Genomic DNA, 23,167 nt, shown 5'->3' with positions numbered 1-23,167 from the left:
AATCTTGCCATGTATTTTGATAACAAAAATGTAACTGTTATCACAGATGGCGAATTATTTTCGGATAGGGTATAAATAAAACAATGAGTTAATACCACTATCGTATGAGAGAGGTGGAAAATGCTACAACAAATATGCGAGCTTGCCCGGCATGCAGGTGATGCCATCATGCAGGTTTATGACGGCGTTAAACCGATAGAAGTGACCAGCAAGCAGGATGATTCTCCGGTAACGGCGGCGGACATTGCGGCGCATAACGTAATTATTGAGGGACTGAAAACGCTGACGCCGGATATCCCGATCCTGTCGGAAGAAGATCCGCCTTCATGGGATGTGCGCCAGCACTGGCAGCGTTTCTGGCTGGTCGATCCGCTGGATGGCACTAAAGAGTTTATCAAGCGCAACGGTGAGTTTACCGTCAATATCGCGTTGATTGAGCAGGGCAAACCGGTACTGGGTGTGGTGTATGCGCCCGTGCCGAAAGTGATGTACAGCGCCGCCGAAGGTAAAGCATGGAAAGAAGAGTGCGGCGTGCGTAATCAAATCCAGGTACGCGATGCGCGTCCACCGCTAGTGGTGATCAGCCGCTCGCACTCTAACGATGCCGAGTTACAGGAATATCTTCAGCAACTGGGTGAGCACCAGACGACCTCAATCGGTTCCTCGCTGAAGTTTTGCCTGGTGGCGGAAGGGCAGGCGCAGCTTTATCCACGTTTCGGGCCAACCAATGCCTGGGATACTGCCGCAGGTCATGCGGTCGCGGTTGCCGCCGGGGCGCACGTTCACGACTGGCAGGGAAGGACTCTCGACTATACACCGCGTGAATCCTTCCTCAATCCTGGCTTCCGCGTTTCTATTTACTGAGCAACTGACGCAGCAGGTTCACCACCTGCTGCACTTCCTGCTGAGTCAGTGCGCCATCTTTTGCCCAGCGGACGCGGCCTTCCTTATCCAGCACCACCACCGCAGATCCTTTTTCTTCCAGTTGCCACGCCTGACGGGCGGCACCGTCACTGTCGACAATAAACTGCGACCACGGGTAGAGCTTTTTATTGCTCTCAATGCTGCTACGCACAAACATTGCTGAGCCGGGGATCGCATCATCAGTGTTGATGATGGTGGTGGTCTGATAGTTATCATGCGGGAAATTCGCCGCTTTGATCGCTTCGACCAGATTGGCATTTTTCTCTTTCGCCGACGTGCGGCCCGCGATGTGTTGCAGCAGCCGCACTTTTCCGGCGAGCTGCGAGCTATTCCAGTTTTTATAGCTAAACTTGTCGTTACTCAGGATGAGTTCGCCACGGTCGGCGATGCCAACGGGCGGCACACGCTGGTTATCTTTAAAGTTATGAGCGGATGCCATCATCGGCAGTATCAGGCACAGGGAGGCCATCAGCGTTCGTAAAGTCATGGAGCTTCCTTTTTATAAGCAGGTGATCCGACCACTTGCGGCGGAATGTTAATAATATGTGCTATTTTTAACCTTTTCCCGCAAACAGGGTGCCAATTTGCGGTAGAGCGCACATATTCGAAAAAAAATGAAGGCTTATACTGCCTTTGTCCGATGTCTGAAAAGAAAATTCTGATTAATTGTAATCAAACGGTAAATAAACTTATGCATGCTGGGTCTCCCGGTCGTTCTGGTCTATAGTCATAGGGCATTAAATTTGCGTCTTAACCAGTTGGGCCAAATGTGGCACCACAAGGGCGTAATCTTCAGCAGGAGTTAAAAGAATGAAAATTTTCCAACGCTACAACCCGCGTCAGGTGGCGAAGTACGTGAAGATCCTGTTCCGTGGACGGTTGTACATCAAGGACGTAGGCGCTTTTGAGTTTGATAAGGGTAAGATCCTTATCCCCAAAGTGAAGGACAAGCAGCATTTGTCTGTGATGTCTGAAGTCAATCGTCAGGTTTTGCATTTGCAAACTGAGATGGCGTAATCAACGTGCTATGCAGTAAAAAAATATAAGCAGTAAATAAAAACGGCCCCAGAAGGGGCCGTTGATGTTTCTGGCAAACCTGTTTTGCTATTGTACGTGCCGTTTTGCCGGGTGGCGGCTTCACCTTACCCGGCCTACGAAAACCAGCAATATCAACAGACTAGTCGCAGTTCGTAGGCCTGTGCAAGCGAAGCGCCGCCAGGCATAATTCCACGATATTACGCTGCGCCTTTCTCTTCAGCGTCCGGCAGTTTCGGGGTCAGAACCGTCGGCCTACTGTCGATGCGCGTCACCAGCAACTGATCGATACGGTAGTTGTCGATATCCACCACCTCAAACTTAAAGCCGGAGAATTTAACCGAGTCGGTGCGTTTGGGGATCTTACGCAGCATGTACATCATAAAACCGCCGATGGTTTCATAGTTGCCGGACTGTGGGAAATCGTCGATATCCAGCGCCCGCATCACGTCATCGATCGGCGTACCGCCGTCAATCAGCCACGAGTTTTCATCGCGAGCGACAATCTGCTCTTCCATGCCCTGACCGATCAGATCGCCCATCAGCGTGGTCATCACATCATTCAGGGTGATGATACCTACTACCAGCGCGTATTCGTTCATGATGACCGCAAAATCTTCACCCGCCGTTTTGAAACTTTCCAGCGCTTCGGAGAGCGTCAGAGTATCCGGCACAATCAGCGTATTGCGGATTTGTAAGCCGCTGCTCAGCGCCAGGCTTTGATTGGCCAGCACGCGGTTGAGCAGGTCTTTTGAATCAACATAGCCGATGATATGGTCGATATCTTCTTTACAGACCAGGAACTTAGAGTGCGGATGTTCCGAGACTTTCTTCTTCAGGCTCTCTTCATCTTCATGCAGATCGAACCACACTACGTTTTCACGCGAAGTCATCGAAGAGGGAACGGTACGTGACTCCAGTTCAAACACGTTCTCAATCAGTTCATGTTCCTGTTTACGCAGCACGCCCGCCAGCGCGCCCGCCTCGACGACCGCATAGATGTCATCAGAGGTGATGTCATCTTTACGCACCATCGGCAGTTTGAACAGACGGAAAATGTTGTTTGCCATGCCGTTAAAGAACCACACCAGCGGCGTGAAGATAAACAGGCAGAAGCGCATCGGGTTGATGATGCGCAAAGCCACAGCTTCAGGCGAAATCATACCGATGCGTTTCGGGGTCAGGTCGGCGAACAGAATAAACATGCCGGTGACGAGGGAGAAGGAGATGATAAAGCTTAGCTGCTCGGCCATTTCCGGGGTGACAAAGCGGATCAGGACGTTGTAAAACGCCGGTGAAAACGCGGCATCGCCGACGATACCACCAAGAATGGCCACGGCGTTAAGGCCAATTTGTACCACGGTAAAGAAGGTGCCAGGGTTCTCCTGCATTTTCAAAATGCGTTGAGCGTTGATGTTGCCGTCATCGGCAAGGAGTTTGAGTTTTATCTTTCGTGAGGCGGCAAGCGAGATCTCAGACAACGAGAAGAATGCACTCACGGCTATCAGGCAAAGTATTACTAAAATACTGTTTAACATATCTTATCCAGCCATAGGCCAGATCCTCGGAAGGGAAGTTTGAATGACACGATAAGCCGATCCGAAGGCACTGGATCGGCAATTTCCCCGCTAGTATAGCGTAAGGGAGGGGAGGGCTGCCAGAGGGGGAAAACGCCCCAACATCGTTGTCAGGGCGGTTAACGTGGGGTTTTCCGTATTATTCGAGCGCGGACAGACTCGTTTTTCCGCTAAACTGGCGGCTGGCTTCCCCGCCCCAGACCTTGTCGTACTCATAACCGGTAAGCAGTTTGATCACCCGCCGGGTCTCACCGTCACAGTCGCGATAGTCACCACCTAACTTACGCCGGGCGATCTCTTTGATCAGCAGCTTGTGCGTTTCACGGGTGAGTTTGAATTTGTAAGTGGTATAAAAACTTACCGCCAACAGCGCGGTGGTGGCAAAAATCATCAGACCAATAATCGCATGCAGAGCGCTTTCTGGCTGCATACCGCTACCTTTCACAAAACCGGCTTCCTGCAACACAATGCCGATAATAAGGATTGCCAGCGCCACCGTACTTTTGCGCGTCAGGACCATCACGCCCGCGAAAATACCTTCCCGCCGCTGTTGGGTGACCATTTCATCAATATCCGGGATAAAACTGTAAATATTCCATGGGATATAATAAAGCCCGGCTCTGGCGACACCCAGCACGATAAATACGCCGGAAAGCAGCAGGGTGGGAACGCTAATTTTGGTCAGATACACGGTAAATAAGAATGCCAGCACAAAGACGATGCAGCCGTAGGCCAAACGCAGTGCGCCCGATGGCGTAACATTAAAACGATTAAGTAATTGCATAAATCCGAAAGTGCCCGGCACGGAAGCAAAGGCGGCAATACTTAACCAGCCGGAAACGGCAGAGGCATCCTGGTTCAGACAGTACACCACATAATAGGTAAATACTGAGCCGAAAACGTCCATCGCGGTGAACGAGAAAATATAAATAATAATATGCAGGCGGAAGGCGCGGATGCGGAACGATGACAGCAGATCCAGCACCAGATATTTCAGGTGATTAAGCAGGCCGCTACTGCGGTTAACCTCCGGCTGAAAATGTCCTTCCTCCTGCACATCTTTGGCTTCCCAGGTACACCACCAGGTAGAAAACACCGCCACGCAGAAGATGACAGAAAAGAGCAGGCCGGTCAGCGTGTAAGTAAACGAGTTATCTTTGCCGGTAAACTGCATAATCAGGCCCGGCACCGACACCGCCAGAAAACCGCCCAGTTGCGAGCAGATCATGCGCACGCCGGAAAGACGGCTGCGCTCGTTATAGCGGTTGGTCATCTCTGCGGCCAGGGTTTCCCATGGCACAAGTACCATTGCCGATAACAGTTCGATAGAGAGATAGGTTCCCAGATAATACCAGTAACCCATATCCGTGACCCATAATAAGGCATAGAGGAACATTAACGGGGAACTGATGAGCAGAAAAAACCGACGTCTGCCGAATTTTTTGCCAAGCCAGGTATTGCCAAAGTTATCGGTAATATAGCCCATGATTGGGCTAAGTATTGCATCAATGATCCTGGCAACAGCGAATATTGATCCGGCCTCCAGAACCGATAGTCCGCAATAGGTGGTGTAGAAAAACAGAAGCCATGTTCCAATAATAGCGAAGGCACCTCCGCCAAATAAATCCGTCACGCCGTAGCCGATAGCTACGCCATAACCGACTCTTCTTTCAGTTGGTTTAACCATTTTTTTATTTCCAGATTGATGTAGGGTTTATAGCGCCCGGCCAGAGACAGGGCACGCTTTAACACTGGAATTGATGATATTAATAATTAATGCTAATCCATCGCCTTAATTGTGAGGAACGATATATTGCTTCCACAATATGTATGGATTTCGCTGCCTGATTAATATTGATATAGTTGCTATCTCCTCCATGTTGAATAGCCTGATAAAATTGTTCAATTGCCTTTTGATGGCCTATGCCCCAGTAATTTTTGCCGTTACCCGTGGGCGGATTATCATTGGTGAGGGAGATCCGCTCGCCATCAGCAATCTGCCACAGCGTATTATCCCTGAGTTGCAACATGCCTTTTTCACAATGGATTTCCAGCAGCAGCGGGGAATCCGTGGTGTGGTTATTGGTGGCCCAGAATAAACCGCGTGCGCCGTTATGCAGAACAAAGGTCGCCATCGCGCTGTCTTCGGTTTCGATAGTACCGGCCAGCGGACCGCTATCGACCACGCCCTTGACGCTATCGATGCCTCCGGCGAACCACTGCATTAGATCCAGCGTATGAATCGCCTGATTGATCAGCAGACTCCCGCCTTCGGTGGCAAAGCGTCCGCGCCACGGGCTTTCGGTGTAGTATCCTCCCGAGCGCGACCAGGTCAGCGCCGCTTTGATGCTGAGCATTTTCCCCAGCACGTTGGATGCCAGCACATCACGGATCGCCCGGCTGGTAGGGTTGTAACGGTTTTGATAGCACACGCCCAGTATGCCCGATGCGCGATTAGCTGCTTCGGCAATGTCAGCCACTTCCAGGCTATTCATTCCCACCGGCTTTTCGCTGAAAACAGTTTTTCCTGCGGCCAGCGCGTCGAGGATCATGGTTTTATGCAGATAATGCGGGGTACAGATATGCACCACCTCAATGCGTTGATCCTGCAACATCTCCCGATAGTCCTGATAAAAATGACAGCCATAGGTCGCCGCCAGCGCTTGTCCCTTTATGATATCGGTATCCACGATGGCGTGCAGATGCGCGCCCGGCGTGTGCCGCAGTGCCTCAACGTGACAGATATGAATGGCACCACAGCCGATAATCGCCGCATTTATCGCCCTCATGATTGACTCCTTAGCGGCCCGCGTTGGCCAGCATCTGCGCTTTGACGCACAGTTCGGCGGCTTTAAAGGTGTGTGCCTGGCTCATGGCATTTTCTGTACGGTTGAGGCAGTCTTTAATCAGTTCACCGAAGAACGGGAAGCCGACCTTACCCGCTACCGGATAGCGGAATTCGCCCTCTTTATTGACCAGATACACGACATCCTGCTCCCCGCGTGTGATGTCGACATATTTGCGGATCTCAATGTAGCCTTCGGTGCCCAGCAGCGTCAGGCGTCCATCTCCCCAGCTCGACAGTCCATCCGGCGTAAACCAGTCACAGCGGAAATAGCCCGTTGCGCCGTTGTCGCCCGCCAGCATCGCATCGCCGAAATCCTCGAACTGCGGATACTGCGGGTGGTTGATATTGCGCACCTGGCTTGCCACTATTCGTGCGTCGCTATTGCCGGTATAAAACAGGAATTGCTCGATCTGGTGGCTGCCGATATCGCAGAGGATGCCGCCAAAAAAGGCTTTCTCGTAAAACCAGTCGGGACGGCCCTGGCCTTCGCGATGCGGACCGGTGCCAAGGGTCTGAATAACCTGGCCTATAGCACCCTCCTGCACCAGTTGCCCGGCAAACACTGCGCTCTCAACGTGCAGACGTTCGCTGTAGTAAACCGCATATTTCCGTCCAGTTTCGGCAACTTTACGTTTTGCCGCATCCAGTTGAGCCAGCGTGGTCAGCGGGGCTTTATCGGTAAAATAATCTTTTCCGGCGTCCATGACTTTCAGGCCCAGCGCACAGCGCTGCGACGGGATCGCCGCGCCAGCCACTAACTGCACGCTGTTGTCGTTAAGGATGGTATCCAGCGAGTCGGCAATGTTTACCTGCGGATACTGATGAACAAAAGCATCGACTTTGGCCGGGTCCGGATCGTAAACCCACTTCAGCGTCGCGCCCGCTTCGATAAGCCCGTTGCACATCCCGTAGATATGGCCGTGATCCAGCGCGGCGGCGGCGATAATAAACGCGCCTGCTTCTACCACCGGCTGTGGTTTACCCTTCGGGGCGTAATTCATTCCATCATTGAGGCTCATTTTCGTGCTCCTGTATCGAGATCTTTACCCAGCGGAATAGCGCCGACTTCGCTGAAATTTTCTACCGAGGCGGCTTTTTCATAAAAATGGGGTGCCAGCGAGAGGAGGCCGCCGGTTTGGTAATAGGGATCGTCAGTGCTAATGGGCAGCGACACGATCTGGCGCGTGATCGACGATTTATAAATAGCGGTAATGATTTCCAGCGAGCGCTTGCCCTGGACACCATCAATCAGCGGGGGGATATCCTGGCTGATGGCGCTGAGCAGGTTATCGATTTGCCCGCTATGTAGCGTCCACGTCAGCGCTGGCGTGGTGTGAAACAGATCGTTGAGGCGGCCTTCACGCTGAACATCATGCTCTGTCTGCGGGAAACCGTTATCGGCAGAAACGCTGGCCCAGACGTCCCATGGCGCGGAAATACGCGCTTTGTCACCCTGAATGACGATTTTCTGATCTTCACCGTGGTGCACCACCGAGGCGGTAAGTTGAGTCAGCGCGCCGCTGGGGTAGCGGAAAATGGCGGCGGAGAGGTCTTCCACTTCGGCGTTGTCGTGCGCGACGTTAGTCATCATCGCCACCACTTCTGACGGGAAGCCCAGCATCCACTGAATCGCATCAATATGGTGAACGGCGTGATTCAGCGTGCAGCCGCCGCCTTCTTTTTCCCAGGTGCCGCGCCACCATAGATCGTAATAGCAGTGACCACGCCACCAGAACGAATCTACCTGCGCATGGCAGATGTTGCCGATCTCGCCAGAATCCACGGCTTTTTTCAGCCGCCAGAAGGCATCGGTAAACCGGTTTTGCGCGATGATGGAGAGAATTTTGCCACTTCGTTGTTGTGCCGCGATCATCGCGTCGCACTCCTGCAGCGAGGCCGCCATCGGCTTTTCACAGAGCACATGCTTCCCGGCGTCCAGCGCGTGAATGGCGATCTCCGCATGGACGTAAGGGGGCGTGCAGACGTCAACAATATCTGCCTGCGCTTCGGCGTCCAGCATCGCTTCATGGCTGCTGTACACGGTCGCCCCGGTTAATCCGTAACGCTGCTTTTTCTCCTCGGCTTTTTCCGGATAGATATCAACCAGCGCGATGATCCGGCAGCGGTCGGCAAACTGCAAATAGCTCTGAATGTGGTTGTGGGAAATATTGCCGGTGCCCACAATAGCGACGTTCAACATGCGATGTTCTCCTGATTTACCAGCTGCCGGAGGCGTCCAGCGTGCGATTTTCGGATGATTTTTCAATGGACGTGGCGATGTGCTCCTGCAGCAGCGACAGGTAGCGAGCTTCATCAATCGGTAGATCAACCCAGTCGTCCAGCCAGGTAGAAAGATGCATGGCGTTAGAGAGCGTCAGGCCGTTGATCCCCTCCTGACCGGGCGCGATAAGCGGCGTCCCGCGCAGCACGGCGGCGGTAAAGTTGGCGGTAATGACGTGATGTTCGCTGCATTCCGCTGCGGTTGGAATAGTGACTTCCCAGCACTCCGGCTCGCCAAAACCATTCTGCCAGCGGGCGTTGAAGGCCGTTTCAGACTCGCGCAGCCGCCAGAAACGCAGCCGGCCTTCTTCGACGACAATCTTGCCGCGATCGCCGGCGATCTCCAGACGATTGGTACCCGGCGCTTCGGCGGTGGTGGTAATAAATACGCCCGTCGCGCCGTTGGCATATTCGGCATAGGCGGTGACCTCATTTTCAACTTCGATCTGCCGGTGTTTGCCGAACTGGCAAAAAGCACGAATGCGTACCGGCATACCGACCAGCCACTGCCATAAGTCGAGTTGATGCGGATCCTGATTGAGCAGCACGCCGCCGCCTTCACCCTTCCACGTCGCACGCCAGCCGCCGGAGTTGTAATAGCTCTGCGAGCGATACCAGTTGGTGATGATCCAGTTAGAGCGGCGGATCTCGCCGAGTTCGCCGCTATCAATCAGATCTTTCACTTTCTGATAAAGCGGGTTGGGGCGCTGGTTGTACATGATGCCGAACACCACATCGCTGCGCCGGGCAAAGTCGTTCATCTCACGCACCTGCGCGGTATAAACGCCCGCCGGTTTTTCGCACAGCGTATGAATACCGTGGCGCATCGCCAGCATGGATAGCTCCGGGTGCGCATAATGCGGGGTGGCGACGATAACGGCATCAATTAGTCCGCTTTTTAGCATTGATTCGGCATCGCTAAAAAGCGTGACGTTTTCACCCACTAACTGACGTATGGCCTCATGTTTTGTCGGATCGTTGTCACATACTGCGGTCAGGCGGGCTTCGGGCACCGTACCTGCCAGTAAGTAACGGGTATGGACAGTACCAATGTTGCCCACGCCGATAATGCCGAAACGAACGCTTTTCATGTCACATCCTGCATCGCTGAAGTTAACAATGTCTGGAAAATAGAAAAGTGCATCGGTGAGGACAATGACAATTTGTGAGAATGCTCGCAGGGATGAGACAAAATTGTCCTTTGCGTGGTGAAAGCGCTTTAAAATCATGCGATTGTTTCTGCAAAATTTTGCAGATATTGATTGCGAGCGGGGTCACATTATGGCTGGCAGGCTAAAAATGAATCAAATCGCAGCGGCAACCGGCTACTCCATCAGTACGGTTTCGCGGGTGTTAAATGGCAAATCGTATACCAGCGATAGCGCGCGTGAAGCGATTGTTCAGTGTGCCCGAGACCTGGGGGTGCTGGATGAACTGACAACCGGCCGGTTATATGTGAAAAGCATCGCCGTCTTCGCCCCGCAGCGAACGTTTAACGCGCGCGGTGATATTTTTTATCTTGAGGTGACGAAGGGAATTGCCGAAGCGACAGCCGCCCAGAATGTGTATTTAAGTTATTACGGTCTGGAAGAGCAGCGCCCGGATCTGAAACTGTTTCTCGAAAAAGCCGGTGATAAAGATATTGATGCCATCATTATTATTGGCACCGATGATACGACAATTTTTAAACTGGCGGCCACGTTGAACAAACCCTGCGTGCTGATTAATTCTATCGACCGTGAGATGGCGCTGGACTGTGTTTCTCCCGATCATCGGGCTATCGGTTTTAGCGCAGCACGATATCTGTTTGAACGTGGTTATCGGCAGATCCTCTCGGTAACCTGCCTGCGCCGGGAAACATTGCATATGCGTCTGGAGGGAATTAAAGAGGCTTACCGTTATTTTCACCAGGCGTTCGATCCGCAACGCGATTTAGCGATCACCGAGACGTTTGCGCCGCACGAAGCTGAAGATGCAATAAATACCTGGCTGGATTCCCATCCCAGGGAGCACTGGCCGGAAGCCATTTTATGTGGCAGCGTGGAGATGGCGGGGGGCGTGATGCGTGCGCTGGAACGGCATAATTTACAGGTGCCTGAGCAGGTGTCGTTGATGCTGACGGACTTTGCCTGGCATCTGGAAAAAAAAATGGGGCGATCGTTGACGGGCATCGCCGTTCCCTGCCGCGAGCTGGGTATGGAAGCGGTTCATCTGTTGCAAAATCGACTCAACCGCCCTCAGGCCGCTGTGTTTAATTTGTTGTTACAGGGGAAAGTGGCGGAATACGGCACTGTATTAAACGCGACCCGTTTTGCCGCACGGGCAGAGCAAGTTATACCTTCCGATCACTGAGGCGTTTTTATAAGCGGGTTGGAGGAAGGTGTGGCAGCCTGTCCCGGTGGCTTTCCTCATTTTAAATCATATTTGTTCTCACTTTTATCATAATAATAAAATCAACTCTCATCAGATTAAATATATTTAAAGTCCAGTGTTAATATTAAATCAAAGAAACTCATCTTGCTGAGAATAGCAGTGCATTTTTCTTTCTTGTTGTTTATAAATAAAAGTGGCTGGATGCATAACGTATTCATTTCTTGACGTTGACTATTTATAAAGGATAAAAAATGCAATTAGACGCTACACTTAATTTTAGTAATGATACCTGGTATCCGACGCTTGATATCACCGGATTCAAGGCCGTTTCTGCTGCGGGTATCGATATAAAAGAAAAAATGGTTCTGACGTTTAGCGCGCCGGGGAAAATTACCGAGGGCGATATTAACGTTTCGACTAACCCGTGGATCGCATTAAAAACCCAGATCGAATCCAGCGAAATTTCCACCGGGATTTACGATATCAAATTAACCATTACGGCTGCCGATGGTAGCGCCATTGGCAATGCTATTTCGCAAATCCATATGGGCGTTAATGTGTCTTCCGATACCGCCCCGAAATGGGAAACGTTCCGCAATTCTTTCACCTTCGCGGCGGATGAAGAAACTCAGGTAGACGGAGAGCTGGTAGTTAACTGTGCCGCGTTTCCTGCCGGGCTTGAAGACACGGCGCTTCAGCTGGTACTGGTGCGCGGTGAAAAAAGCGAAGTGCTGCATCCTGAAGCGGGTGCGACCTCTTTCGCCATCTCTGCCGGTACTTACAGCGCCTCGGTGGCCGAACTGCGCACAGCGGATGGCACGGTGCGGGCAGCGGTGGCGTTAAGCACCGCTGAACTGACCATTGCTAAAGGCCAGCGTACCCCGCTGGATATTACTTTCGCGCCGGCGCAGCGTAGCACCACCCTGGAAATTGCCGTGGATTTACCCGCGGCTCACGCGTTGCATAATGAAGATCTGAGCGTGGTTTATCTGGAAAATGGCGTCGAAAAACAGCGCTATATCATGCGAGCCGGGCAGAAACAGCGTCTGGAACAATTGCCGATTAATGGCCATTACAGCGTGCGTATTGATGATGTGAAGCTGAACAATATCCACTACACCGTTGATGCCATGAACGGCGCGCTGGACAACCGGTTCCATGCGCTTACCGTCACCAGCGCGCAGATCCGCCAGAGTGATGACGTTCAGGCCGGCTCCGCAAAACTGACCATTAATGTTAACGCTGAGAAAACCGTTGCCGCCGCTTTTGATCTGCGTCTGGTGGACGCCGCACGTCAGTATCACTTTACCGACCTGCCGATGCAAACGGGCAGCCACGCGCCGTCCGTACTGCTGGCGCAGGGCGTCTATCAGATTGCTTCCGGCACCCTGATCCATGACGGCATTGTGCATTATATTGACGTCGCACCCCAGGTACTGCGCGTTGAAAATAACGCGTCGCAGACGTTAACCGTGACCATCACCGAAGGCGCAAACCTGCGCGTAAAAGGTTTCCCGGATTTCCTGAGCTTTGGTGGCTGTGCCGATATGTCACCGTCCAACGTCGATGATCTGGCTGAAGCGCGCATCGCCTCCGTATTCAAATATTCCGGCGATGACGGTATGGGTGATGCTTCTGGCTATCTGGATCCGGCCAAAGAACCCACGCCGAAAATCATTGAAATGGCGCGTAATGTTTCCGCTAAAACCGGTGAAAGCGTGCTGCCGGTGATGGTGTCCTACACCTGTAACCTGTCATTGGGTGATGTTGAGACCATTATCGACGATCCGCTTCGCCACGAGTTCAGCTTCGCTAACTTCATTCAGGCGCTGAAAATGGCGCAGGCCATGAAAGATGACGAGCATCCGGTCCCGGCGGGCTTTATCGTCAACCCTGACTACCTCGGCGAATGCCAGAAATACGGTTTCTCCCCGGATTATCCGATTCCGGTCCGTCAGCCGCTGTCTAAAGCGATGGCGCATCATGGCGTTAATGTTGCTATCCCGGCAGGCATTACCGATACGCTGAAAGGCTACATTAAAGGCGTGAACTGGCTGGTCCGCGTGGTCGCACCGGATGTGGTACTTGGCTGGCAGATCAACCTGTGGAGCGTCGGTGGCTCGCAGTGGGTCTACAATGATTTCACTTACGATGATGTGTTTGATCCGATTGATGGCACTAAAAAGCGCATGACCATCGATCCTGCGCTGGCGGGCAAACTCTCTGCCGAGTATGCGCTGCTGGTCGGGATTTTTGAAGAAACCGAATATACCGGCGCTAATGGTGTCTCTGCTGTCGCTAAAGGCGCGGATTTTATGGCGGTTGACCGCTATGAAGCCGATGACCTCACCGCACGTGCCTACAAAAACGGCTACTGCTACTCTCCGTTCGAGTGGGATCGTACCTTTGATTACTGCGCGTCACTGAGCCGTCACTTACGTCAACCGGTCCTGCCGTGGCAGATGCCGGCAAGCCGTCTTGCCAGCGTGAGCGAAGACGTGGGCGAACTAGAAGAGCAGTTCTGGGGCACCGGCGGCAGCTATCTGATGGGCCATCCGGAAATCGGCAGTTCAGTGTCAGCGATTAACCCGCGCCTGCTGAATGTCGAATTCCTTGATGTTCATACCAGCATGATGGGCCACAACCCGCAGGAGCTGTTCAGCCGCCATGAGTGGGATTTCTCCGCGCCGAAATATCAGGATTTCCCGTCGCGCGGCATTTTCCATGTCCAGGTCGGCGGCGGTGCTACCACTGGCGTCGTGAGCGCGGTAAACCGCAACAGCAGCCGCTGGATGCGTGCGAAGCTGAAAGCTTACCGTGATGCGCCAGTGAAGTTCGGGAAGTAATTTGTTTTGATGTATTGTTACCCGCCGGAGGGCGGGTAACGCTTTTCAGGATCTTATGCCTGCGGTGGCAGGCACACTCCAATCCCACCAATTCCGCAATACCCGTACGGGTTTTTATGCAAATACTGCTGATGATCGTCTTCTGCATAGTAGAACGGCGTGGCGGTTTTAATCTCGGTAGTCACATGGCGCTCGTCACCCGCGGCCTGCATTGCCGCCTGAAAACGCTCAAGGCTGGCGTGAGCGGCAGCGTCCTGTTCAGGCGTTAACGGATAGATCGCGGAACGATACTGCGTGCCATGGTCGTTGCCCTGGCGCATCCCCTGGGCCGGGTCGTGATTTTCCCAGAACACCTGCAACAGCTGTTCATAGCTGATAACGTTCGGATCGTACACTACCCGCACCGCTTCAGCGTGGCCGGTCTCCCCGGAACACACTTCTCGATAGGTCGGGTTAGGCGTATAGCCGCCACAATAGCCCGCCGCCGTGCTGTAAACGCCGGGCAGCACCCAGAACAGGCGTTCAACGCCCCAGAAGCAGCCCATCGCAAAAATGGCGATCTCCATGCCGTCCGGCACGTTGGTCATTGAGTGTTGATTGACCGCGTGAAGCGTTGCAACCGGCATAGGCGTATTGCGTCCGGGCAGCGCATCGGCCTGAGAAACAAACTCTTTTTTGTCGAATAAACTCATGATGCTGTTCTCCCGAAACAGAAATTGTCGTTAGGGTTGTAACGAGGCGTGTCTTTTAACACAATAAATATGCTGAATCAGACTAGATTTAAACATAAGAAATATTTGGGGTGTTGTCTGTTTTTCAAGTCCTCTTGTTAGGACTTTGTTACGATATGGGCGGTAGTTCGTTTCCAGTAGGGGTGGAGACAAGGATATTCAGGAGAAAATGTGCCACAGATCCGCCAGTTATGTTGGACCAGTTTACTGCTGCTTAGCGGCGCGGCCAGCGCCGCTAATGTCCGTTTGCAGGTAGAAGGGCTGACAGGCCAGCTACAAAAAAACGTTCGTGCCCAGCTTTCCACCATCGAGAGCGATGAAGTGACGCCTGACCAGCGCTTTCGCGCACGCGTGGATGACGCCATCCGCGAAGGGTTAAAGGCGCTGGGCTACTACGAACCGACCATTGATTTTGAACTGCGTCCGCCGCCGGAGAAAGGACGGCAGGTGCTGATTGCCCGCGTCTCGGCTGGCGAGCCGGTGCGCATTGGCGGCACGAATGTGATCCTGCGCGGTGGCGCGCGGACCGATCAGGATTATCTCGATCTCCTCAATAAGCGCCCGGCCACCGGGACCGTGCTGAACCATGGCGATTACGAACGTTTTAAAAAAGGGCTGACCAGCGTCTCGCTGCATAAGGGCTACTTCGACAGCGAGTTTAAAAAAAGCCAGTTGGGCGTCGCGCTCGACCGTCATCAGGCTTTCTGGGATATCGATTACGACAGCGGCGAGCGCTATCGCTTTGGTGCGGTGACCTTTGAAAACTCGCAAATCCGCGATGAGTATTTACAGAACCTGGTGCCGTTTAAAGAGGGCGACTACTACCAGTCGAAGGATCTGGCTGAACTCAACCGGCGGCTCTCGGCGACCGGCTGGTTTAACTCGGTGATCGTCGCGCCGGAGTTCGATAAAGCGCGTAAAACGAAGGTGCTGCCGCTGCACGGCGTCGTCTCCCCGCGCGTGGAAAATACCATTGAAACCGGGGTCGGCTACTCCACCGACGTTGGGCCGCGGGTAAAAGCGACGTGGAAAAAGCCGTGGATGAACTCGTATGGTCATAGTCTGACCACCAGCGCCAGTATCTCCGCGCCGGAACAGGTGCTGGATTTCAGCTATAAAGTGCCGCTGCTGAAAAATCCGCTGGAGCAATATTATCTGGTGCAGGGCGGCGTTAAGCGTACCGACCTGAACGATACCGAAGCCGATTCCACGACCCTGGCGCTGTCGCGCTACTGGGATCTGTCGAGCGGCTGGCAGCGCGCCATTAACCTGCGCTGGAGCCTCGACCACTTTACCCAGGGTAATGAAACCCATACCACCATGCTGCTCTATCCGGGCGTAATGATCAGCCGGACCCGCTCGCGCGGCGGCCTGATGCCGACGTGGGGCGATTCCCAGCGTTACTCCATCGACTACTCCAACACGGCGTGGGGATCGGATGTCGATTTCTCGGTCTTCCAGGCGCAGAACGTCTGGATCCGCTCGCTGTATGATAAGCATCGCTTTGTGGTGCGCGGCAATCTGGGCTGGATCGAAACCGGCGATTTCGATCGTGTGCCGCCGGATCTGCGCTTCTTCGCCGGAGGCGATCGCAGTATCCGTGGCTATAAGTACAAGTCAATTTCACCGGAAGACAGCGACGGCAAATTGAAAGGTGCCTCAAAACTCGCCACTGGATCGCTGGAGTATCAGTACAACGTGACCGGCAAATGGTGGGGCGCGGTCTTCGTCGACAGCGGCGAGGCGGTGAGCGATATCCGCAAGAGCGACTTTAAAACCGGCACCGGCGTTGGCGTGCGCTGGCAGTCGCCGGTCGGGCCGGTAAAACTCGATTTTGCCGTGCCGGTGGGCGATAAAGATAAGCACGATTTACAGTTTTACATCGGTCTGGGGCCAGAATTATGAGTTTATGGAAGAAAATAAGCCTCGGCGTGCTGATTTTTATCCTGCTGTTGTTGGGGACCGTGGCGTTCCTGGTGGGGACGAAAAGCGGTCTGCATCTGGTCTTCAGCGCGGCTAACCGTTGGGTGCCGGGACTGGAGATCGGTCAGGTGACGGGCGGCTGGCGTGATTTGACCCTGAAAAATATCCGCTATGACCAGCCCGGCGTGGCGGTGAATGCCGGGCAGGTGCATCTTTCTGTTAGCCTTGCCTGTCTGAAGCAGAGCAGCCTGTGCGTAAACGATATTGCGCTTTCGGATATCAACGTGACGGTGGACACCAAAAAAATGCCGCCTGCCGCGCAGAAGGAAGAAGAGGATAACGGCCCGCTCGATCTCTCCACACCGTATCCCGTCACGCTGAGCCGCATCGCGCTGAACAACGTCAATATTAAAATCGACGATACCACGGTGTCGGTGATGCACTTCTCTTCCGGGCTAAACTGGCAGGATAAAAATCTGACCGTTACGCCAACCTCGTTGCAGGGGCTGCTGATTGCGCTGCCGAAGGTGGCGAAAGTCGCGCAGGAACAGGTAGTTGAACCGAAAATCGAACACCCCAAACCGGACGAAAAACCGCTGGGTGAAACGCTGAAAGATCTCTTCTCGAAACCGGTATTGCCGGAGATGACCGATGTTCATCTGCCGCTGAATCTGAATATCGAAGAGTTTCGCGGCGAACAGCTACGTCTGACCGGCGATACCGATATCACCGTGCGCACGATGCTGCTCAAGGTCAGCAGCATCGACGGCAATACAAGACTGGATGCGCTGGATATTGATTCCAACCAGGGCACCTTAAACGCGACCGGCACTGCGCGGCTGGCCGATAACTGGCCGCTCGATATTACCCTGAATAGCACGCTGAACGTCGACCCGCTGAAGGGTGAAAAGGTGAAGATTAAGGTCGGCGGCGCGCTGCGTGAACAGCTTGAGCTTGGCGTCAACCTCTCCGGCCCGGTCGATATGGTGCTGCGGGGGCAAACACGCCTGGCGGAGGCTGGCCTGCCGCTAAACCTTGAGATCGTCAGCCAGCAGCTTTACTACCCGTTTACCGGCGAGAAACAGTATCAGGCCGATAATCTGAAACTCAAACTGACCGGCAAAGCCACCGACTATACGCTGTCGTTCCGCACGGCGGTGAAAGGTCAGGAGCTGCCCCCGGCCACGATCACCCTCGACGCGAAAGGCAACGAGCAGCAGATTAATCTCGACAAGCTCACCGTCGCCGCACTACAGGGTACGACCGAGCTGAAGGCACTGCTTGACTGGCAGCAGGCGATCAGCTGGCACGGCGAACTGGCGCTGAAAGGGATTAACACCGCGAAGGAATTCCCGGACTGGCCGTCGAAGCTGGATGGTCTGATCAAAACGCGCGGCAGCCTGTACGGCGGCAGCTGGCAGATGGACGTGCCGGAGATGAAAATCACCGGCAACGTGAAACAGAATAAGGTTGTGGTTGAGGGGGCTGTCAAAGGGAACAGCTATCTGCAATGGACGATCCCTAAATTGCATCTGGCGCTGGGCCGTAATAGCGCGGACGTAAAAGGCGAACTGGGCGTCAAAGATCTCAATCTGGATGCCACCATTGACGCGCCGGGACTGGATAACGCGCTGCCGGGACTGGGCGGCACCGCTAAAGGCTTACTGAAAGTCCGCGGCACCGTCGAGGCCCCGCAGCTGCTGGCGGATATTACCGCACGCGGCCTGCGCTGGCAGGAGCTTTCCGTGGCGCAGGCGCGTATCGAAGGGGATATCAAATCCACTGATCAGATCGCCGGGACCATGAACGTGCGCATTGAACGTATCGTGCAGGGCGATCTGAACGTTCGATTGCTGACGCTGGAGGCGAAGGGCAGTGAGAAACAGCATCAGCTTCAGCTACGCATGCAGGGCGATCCGGTGTCCGGCCAGTTGGATCTGGCGGGTAGCTTCGATCGTCAGACGCAGCGCTGGAAGGGTACGTTAAGCAATACGCGCTTCCAGACGCCGGTCGGGCCGTGGGCGCAGAATCGCGCCATCGCGCTGGATTACCGTAATCAGGAGCAGAAAATCAGTATCGGGCCGCACTGCTGGACTAACCCGAACGCTGAGCTGTGCGTGCCGCAAACCATCGATGCGGGGGCGGAAGGCCGCGCGGTCGTTAATCTCAACCGCTTCGATCTGGCGATGCTGAAGCCATTTATGCCGGACACCACCCAGGCCAGCGGGATCTTTAGTGGGAAGGCCGATGTCAGTTGGGACACCACCAAAGAGGGATTGCCGCAGGGTCAGGTATCGCTGTCCGGGCGCAATGTGAAAGTGACGCAAATGGTCAACGACGCGCCGCTGCCGGTGGCCTTTAGCACGCTGAACCTGAACGCCGAACTGCGCAATAACCGCGCGCAGCTGGAATGGCTGATGCGCCTGACCAATAACGGCCAGTTCGATGGGCAGGTGCAGATCAGCGATCCGCAGGGACAGCGTAATCTTGGCGGCAACGTCAATATTCGCAACTTCTCGCTGGCGATGGTGAATGCGATTTTCTCCCGCGGCGAGAAAGCGGCGGGGACGCTCAACGCCAACCTGCGGCTGGCAGGCAATGCGCAAAGCCCGCAACTCTTCGGTCAGATGCAGCTTAACGGCGCGGAACTTGATGCTAACTTTATGCCGTTCGATATGCAGCCGAGCCAGCTGGCGATGAACTTTAACGGCATGAGCTCGACGCTTCAGGGCGTGGTGCGCACCCGTCAGGGTGAAATAGCCCTGAATGGCGACGCGGACTGGAGCCAGATCGACAACTGGCGCGCGCGTATTGCGGCCAAAGGTAGCCGCGTTCGCATCACCGTGCCACCGATGGTGCGCCTGGACGTGTCGCCGGATATCGTCTTCACCGCCACGCCGCAGTTGTTTACCCTCGACGGCAGCGCCGACGTGCCGTGGGCGCGGATCGTAGTTCATGAGTTGCCGGAAAGCGCGGTGGGCGTCTCCAGCGATGAAGTGATGCTGAAAAACGATCTCCAGCCGGAGGAGCCGAAAACGGCGGCGATCCCTATCAACAGTAATCTGGTTATTCACGTCGGGAATAATGTTCGTCTGGATGCGTTTGGTCTGCGGGCCAGGCTGACGGGCGATCTGAAAGTCGCGCAGGATAAGCAGGGGCTGGGCCTGAACGGGCAGATCAATATTCCGGAAGGCCGTTTTCGCGCCTATGGTCAGGATCTGATTGTGCGTAAGGGGGAACTGCTGTTCTCCGGGCCGCCGGATCAGCCGCTGCTGAATATCGAAGCCATCCGTAACCCGGAATCGACGGAAAATGACGTGATTGCCGGCGTGCGCGTCACCGGCACCGCCGACGAGCCGAAAGCCGAGGTGTTCTCGGATCCGGCGATGTCGCAGCAGGAAGCGCTCTCCTATCTGCTTCGTGGTCAGGGACTGGACAGCGAACAGAGCGACAGCGACGCGATGACCTCAATGTTAGTTGGGCTGGGGGTTGCACAAAGTGGGCAGGTTGTGGGTAAAATCGGGGAGACATTTGGCGTAAGCAATCTGGCGCTGGATACCCAGGGGGTAGGCGACTCCTCCCAGGTGGTCGTCAGCGGTTATGTGCTGCCGGGTCTACAGGTGAAATATGGTGTAGGTATTTTTGACTCACTGGCGACTCTCACGTTACGCTATCGGTTGATGCCTAAGCTATATCTTGAAGCGGTGTCTGGCATAGATCAGGCACTGGACCTGCTCTATCAGTTTGAGTTTTAGCAATGCGAATATTTGTCTACGGCAGTTTACGAAGTAAGCAAGGCAACAGCCACTGGATGACCAACGCTCAGTGGCTGGGCGATTACAGCATCGATAATTACCAATTGTACAGCCTGGGCCACTATCCAGGCGCGGTGCCCGGCGAAGGCACGGTACTTGGGGAGGTTTATCGAATTGATGCTGCAACGCTTGCCGAACTGGATGCGCTACGCACAAAGGGCGGCGAATACGCACGTCAGTTGATCCAGACGCCTTACGGGAGCGCATGGATGTATGTCTATCAGCGGCCTACGGAAGGCTTAACGCGGATAGACAGCGGTGACTGGTTAGACAGACACCAGAACTAACCCTCGCGCCGCCTTCGGGCGGCGTTATTTTTTACGCTTCCCTGCGACTCTCGCCCACATTTTTTAACCAATCTTCAACCTGTTGCTCAAAATTCGGTATGATTGGGCCATGCTGGGGTGAAGGAACCTTTTATGAAACAAATCCGTTTACTGGCGCAATATTACGTCGACCTGATGATGAAGTTGGGGCTGGTGCGATTCTCCCTGCTGCTGGCACTGGCGCTGGTGGTACTGGCTATCGCTGTGCAGATGGCGGTTACGATGGTGCTGCGCGGACAGGTCGAGAGTATTGATGTCATCCGCTCTATCTTTTTTGGTCTGCTCATCACGCCGTGGGCGGTCTATTTTTTATCGGTGGTCGTTGAGCAACTGGAAGAGTCGCGGCAACGTCTCTCCCGACTGGTGCAAAAACTGGAGGTGATGCGCGAGCGCGATCTCAAACTGAACGTCCAGATGAAGGACAACATCGCCCAGTTGAATCAGGAGATTGCCGATCGCGAAAAGGCGGAGGCCGAGCGCCATGCGACCTTCGAGCAGCTTAAAATCGAAATGAAAGAGCGTGAAGCGACGCAAATTCAGCTTGAACAGCAGTCAAGTTTCCTGCGCTCTTTCCTTGATGCCTCCCCCGATCTGGTATTCTACCGTAATGAGGATAAAGAGTTTTCCGGCTGTAACCGCGCGATGGAGCTGTTAACCGGGAAAAGCGAAAAACAGCTCATCACGCTTAAGCCCCAGGATGTTTACCCTCCCGATACGGCGGAGAAAGTGCTCGAAACCGATGAAAAAGTTTTCCGTCATAACGTCTCGCTGACCTATGAGCAGTGGCTGAGTTATCCCGATGGTCGCCGGGCCTGTTTCGAGATCCGTAAAGTGCCCTATTACGATCGGGTCGGCAAACGGCATGGTCTGATGGGGTTTGGCCGCGACATTACCGAGCGTAAGCGCTATCAGGATGCGCTGGAGCGCGCCAGCCGCGATAAGACCACCTTTATCTCCACCATCAGCCATGAACTGCGTACGCCGCTCAATGGCATCGTGGGGCTGAGCCGTATTCTGCTGGATACCGATCTGACCAGCGAACAGGAAAAATACCTCAAGACTATTCACGTTTCCGCGGTCACGCTAGGGAACATCTTCAACGATATTATCGATATGGACAAAATTGAGCGGCGCAACGTGAAGCTCGATATTCAGACGGTGGACTTCACCGGTTTCCTTGCCGATCTGGAGAACCTCTCCGGCCTGCAGGCGCACCAGAAAGGGCTGCGCTTCGTGATGGAGCCAACGTTGCCGTTGCCGCATAAAGTGACCACCGACGGTACGCGACTGCGCCAGATCCTGTGGAACCTGATCAGCAATGCGGTCAAGTTTACTCAACAGGGCCAGGTAACGGTACGTGTGCGTTACGATGCGGGCACGACGCTTCATTTTGAAGTGGAAGATTCCGGTATCGGTATTCCGCAGGAGGAGCTGGATAAAATCTTTGCCATGTATTATCAGGTCAAAGGTAGCAATGGCGGTAAACCGGCCACCGGTACCGGCATTGGTCTGGCGGTATCACGGCGGCTGGCGAAAAATATGGGCGGTGATATCACCGTCGCCAGCCAGCCGGGTAAAGGCTCGGTGTTTACCCTGACGGTGAACGCGCCAGCGGTGGCGGAAGAGGTCGAAGATGCGTTTGACGATGACGACCTGCCGCTGCCCGCCCTGCACGTGCTGTTGGTCGAAGACATTGAACTGAACGTGATCGTCGCGCGGTCGGTGCTGGAAAAACTCGGTAACAGCGTGGATGTCGCCATGACCGGAACGGCGGCGCTGGAGATGTTTAAACCGGATGAATACGACCTTGTGCTGCTGGATATCCAGCTTCCGGATATGACCGGACTGGATATCTCACGTCAGCTTACCCAGCGCTATCATCGTGACGAACTGCCGCCACTGGTGGCGTTAACCGCCAATGTCCTGAAAGATAAACAAGAATATTTTGATGCCGGGATGGACGATGTGCTGAGCAAACCGCTGGCAGTTCCGGCATTAACTGCCATGATTAAAAAGTTCTGGGACACCGCTGACCACGAGGAGAAAACAGTGACTTCCACGGATAATGGTAAAACGCAAAATCTGTTAGATACCGAGATGCTGGAGCAGTACATCGAGCTGGTCGGGCCGAAGCTCATCACCGACGGCCTCGCTGTTTTTGAAAAAATGATGCCGGGCTACCTGAGCGTGCTGGAGTCGAATCTGACCGCGCGCGACCAAAAAGGGATTGCGGAAGAAGGGCATAAGATTAAAGGCGCGGCGGGTTCCATCGGCCTGCGTCACCTGCAACAACTGGGGCAGCAGATCCAGTCTTCCGATCTTCCGGCGTGGTGGGATAATGTTGGGGAATGGATTGAAGAGATGAAGCAGGACTGGCAGCACGATGTCGGCGTTTTAAAGGCCTGGGTAGCCGAACGCGGATAAAAAATGACCCCGGCCTGGCCGGGGTGCGCTAATACTGCGCCAACACCAGGGAAATCGTGGCTGCG

The 23,167-nt window shown here is 54.2% G+C and carries 16 protein-coding genes; 8 read left to right on the top strand and 8 right to left on the bottom strand.

All coding sequences use genetic code 11. The features are described from left to right. Positions 1-120 precede the first annotated feature (120 nt). Positions 121-864 (top strand): 3'(2'),5'-bisphosphate nucleotidase CysQ, encoded by a 744-nt coding sequence (gene cysQ / locus ACMGGS_RS03560; protein WP_414165071.1) that lies wholly within the window; start codon positions 121-123, stop codon positions 862-864. On the opposite strand, the gene ACMGGS_RS03555 is transcribed toward cysQ, so the two are convergent. After that, positions 854-1,411: a YtfJ family protein gene (locus ACMGGS_RS03555; protein ID WP_414165070.1), complete on the bottom strand. Its 558-nt coding sequence runs from the start codon at positions 1,409-1,411 to the stop codon at positions 854-856. The genes cysQ and ACMGGS_RS03555 overlap by 11 nt on opposite strands. 323 nt (positions 1,412-1,734) lie before the next feature. On the opposite strand from ACMGGS_RS03555, the gene ACMGGS_RS03550 reads away from it, so the two are divergent. Next, positions 1,735-1,941, top strand: a complete 207-nt coding sequence (locus tag ACMGGS_RS03550) for a DUF1107 domain-containing protein (protein ID WP_049838959.1) — start codon at positions 1,735-1,737, stop codon at positions 1,939-1,941. A 218-nt stretch (positions 1,942-2,159) separates the two neighbouring features. Here the strand turns inward: ACMGGS_RS03550 and ACMGGS_RS03545 are convergent, their stop codons facing one another. From ACMGGS_RS03545 to ACMGGS_RS03520, 6 genes are all read right to left on the bottom strand, one after another. Continuing rightward, entirely contained in the window at positions 2,160-3,497 is a 1,338-nt protein-coding gene (locus ACMGGS_RS03545; RefSeq protein ID WP_176917263.1) for a CNNM domain-containing protein, read from the bottom strand. 178 nt (positions 3,498-3,675) lie between these two features. Then, on the bottom strand, positions 3,676-5,223 hold the full coding sequence (locus ACMGGS_RS03540; RefSeq protein ID WP_414165069.1) for an MFS transporter: 1,548 nt from the start codon (positions 5,221-5,223) through the stop codon (positions 3,676-3,678). Between the two features lie 79 nt (positions 5,224-5,302). Beyond that, entirely contained in the window at positions 5,303-6,325 is a 1,023-nt protein-coding gene (locus tag ACMGGS_RS03535; protein ID WP_414165068.1) for a Gfo/Idh/MocA family protein, read from the bottom strand. 10 nt (positions 6,326-6,335) lie between these two features. Next, positions 6,336-7,403, bottom strand: coding sequence for a Gfo/Idh/MocA family protein (locus ACMGGS_RS03530; protein WP_414165067.1), 1,068 nt, complete (start codon positions 7,401-7,403; stop codon positions 6,336-6,338). Beyond that, entirely contained in the window at positions 7,400-8,584 is a 1,185-nt protein-coding gene (locus tag ACMGGS_RS03525) for a Gfo/Idh/MocA family protein (protein ID WP_414165066.1), read from the bottom strand. Before ACMGGS_RS03525 ends, ACMGGS_RS03530 begins: the two co-directional genes overlap by 4 nt. Before the next feature lie 16 nt (positions 8,585-8,600). Next, on the bottom strand, positions 8,601-9,755 hold the full coding sequence (locus ACMGGS_RS03520) for a Gfo/Idh/MocA family protein (RefSeq protein WP_414165065.1): 1,155 nt from the start codon (positions 9,753-9,755) through the stop codon (positions 8,601-8,603). Positions 9,756-9,945: 190 nt separating this feature from the next. Here ACMGGS_RS03520 and ACMGGS_RS03515 point away from each other — a divergent pair, with 190 nt between their 5' ends. Continuing rightward, complete coding sequence (locus ACMGGS_RS03515; RefSeq protein WP_414165064.1) at positions 9,946-11,016, top strand: LacI family DNA-binding transcriptional regulator; 1,071 nt, start codon at positions 9,946-9,948, stop codon at positions 11,014-11,016. 272 nt (positions 11,017-11,288) lie between these two features. Next, positions 11,289-13,883, top strand: coding sequence for a hypothetical protein (locus tag ACMGGS_RS03510; protein WP_414165063.1), 2,595 nt, complete (start codon positions 11,289-11,291; stop codon positions 13,881-13,883). A gap of 53 nt (positions 13,884-13,936) precedes the next feature. Here the strand turns inward: ACMGGS_RS03510 and msrA are convergent, their stop codons facing one another. Continuing rightward, the gene (gene msrA / locus ACMGGS_RS03505) at positions 13,937-14,575 is read right to left on the bottom strand and encodes a peptide-methionine (S)-S-oxide reductase MsrA (RefSeq protein ID WP_194207112.1); all 639 of its coding nucleotides are present in this window, start codon (positions 14,573-14,575) and stop codon (positions 13,937-13,939) included. A 210-nt stretch (positions 14,576-14,785) separates the two neighbouring features. Between msrA and tamA the strand changes: the two genes are divergently transcribed. The 4 genes from tamA (at position 14,786) to arcB (ending at position 23,102) form a co-directional block, all read left to right on the top strand. Beyond that, entirely contained in the window at positions 14,786-16,519 is a 1,734-nt protein-coding gene (gene tamA / locus ACMGGS_RS03500; RefSeq protein ID WP_414165062.1) for an autotransporter assembly complex protein TamA, read from the top strand. Beyond that, complete coding sequence (gene tamB / locus ACMGGS_RS03495; RefSeq protein ID WP_414165061.1) at positions 16,516-20,292, top strand: autotransporter assembly complex protein TamB; 3,777 nt, start codon at positions 16,516-16,518, stop codon at positions 20,290-20,292. The genes tamA and tamB overlap by 4 nt, the downstream gene beginning before the upstream one ends. A 2-nt stretch (positions 20,293-20,294) precedes the next feature. After that, positions 20,295-20,639, top strand: a complete 345-nt coding sequence (locus ACMGGS_RS03490; RefSeq protein ID WP_176918076.1) for a gamma-glutamylcyclotransferase — start codon at positions 20,295-20,297, stop codon at positions 20,637-20,639. Positions 20,640-20,771: 132 nt separating this feature from the next. Next, the gene (gene arcB / locus ACMGGS_RS03485; protein WP_414165060.1) at positions 20,772-23,102 is read left to right on the top strand and encodes an aerobic respiration two-component sensor histidine kinase ArcB; all 2,331 of its coding nucleotides are present in this window, start codon (positions 20,772-20,774) and stop codon (positions 23,100-23,102) included. The last annotated feature ends 65 nt before the right edge of the window (positions 23,103-23,167 follow it).

This window comes from Superficieibacter sp. BNK-5 (assembly GCF_047456055.1).
Taxonomy (GTDB): Bacteria; Pseudomonadota; Gammaproteobacteria; order Enterobacterales; family Enterobacteriaceae; genus Superficieibacter.
Note: the sequence above shows the minus strand (reverse complement) of the source record. Positions and strands in the feature narration are given on the sequence as shown.

Bases quoted from the DNA above. Each gene is read 5' to 3' on its own strand.
- cysQ (WP_414165071.1), top strand. From the start codon at position 121: ATGCTACAACAAATATGCGAGCTTGCCCGGCATGCAGGTGATGCCATC.
- ACMGGS_RS03555 (WP_414165070.1), bottom strand. From the start codon at position 1,411: ATGACTTTACGAACGCTGATGGCCTCCCTGTGCCTGATACTGCCGATG.
- ACMGGS_RS03550 (WP_049838959.1), top strand. From the start codon at position 1,735: ATGAAAATTTTCCAACGCTACAACCCGCGTCAGGTGGCGAAGTACGTG.
- ACMGGS_RS03545 (WP_176917263.1), bottom strand. From the start codon at position 3,497: ATGTTAAACAGTATTTTAGTAATACTTTGCCTGATAGCCGTGAGTGCA.
- ACMGGS_RS03540 (WP_414165069.1), bottom strand. From the start codon at position 5,223: ATGGTTAAACCAACTGAAAGAAGAGTCGGTTATGGCGTAGCTATCGGC.
- ACMGGS_RS03535 (WP_414165068.1), bottom strand. From the start codon at position 6,325: ATGAGGGCGATAAATGCGGCGATTATCGGCTGTGGTGCCATTCATATC.
- ACMGGS_RS03530 (WP_414165067.1), bottom strand. From the start codon at position 7,403: ATGAGCCTCAATGATGGAATGAATTACGCCCCGAAGGGTAAACCACAG.
- ACMGGS_RS03525 (WP_414165066.1), bottom strand. From the start codon at position 8,584: ATGTTGAACGTCGCTATTGTGGGCACCGGCAATATTTCCCACAACCAC.
- ACMGGS_RS03520 (WP_414165065.1), bottom strand. From the start codon at position 9,755: ATGAAAAGCGTTCGTTTCGGCATTATCGGCGTGGGCAACATTGGTACT.
- ACMGGS_RS03515 (WP_414165064.1), top strand. From the start codon at position 9,946: ATGGCTGGCAGGCTAAAAATGAATCAAATCGCAGCGGCAACCGGCTAC.
- ACMGGS_RS03510 (WP_414165063.1), top strand. From the start codon at position 11,289: ATGCAATTAGACGCTACACTTAATTTTAGTAATGATACCTGGTATCCG.
- msrA (WP_194207112.1), bottom strand. From the start codon at position 14,575: ATGAGTTTATTCGACAAAAAAGAGTTTGTTTCTCAGGCCGATGCGCTG.
- tamB (WP_414165061.1), top strand. From the start codon at position 16,516: ATGAGTTTATGGAAGAAAATAAGCCTCGGCGTGCTGATTTTTATCCTG.
- ACMGGS_RS03490 (WP_176918076.1), top strand. From the start codon at position 20,295: ATGCGAATATTTGTCTACGGCAGTTTACGAAGTAAGCAAGGCAACAGC.
- arcB (WP_414165060.1), top strand. From the start codon at position 20,772: ATGAAACAAATCCGTTTACTGGCGCAATATTACGTCGACCTGATGATG.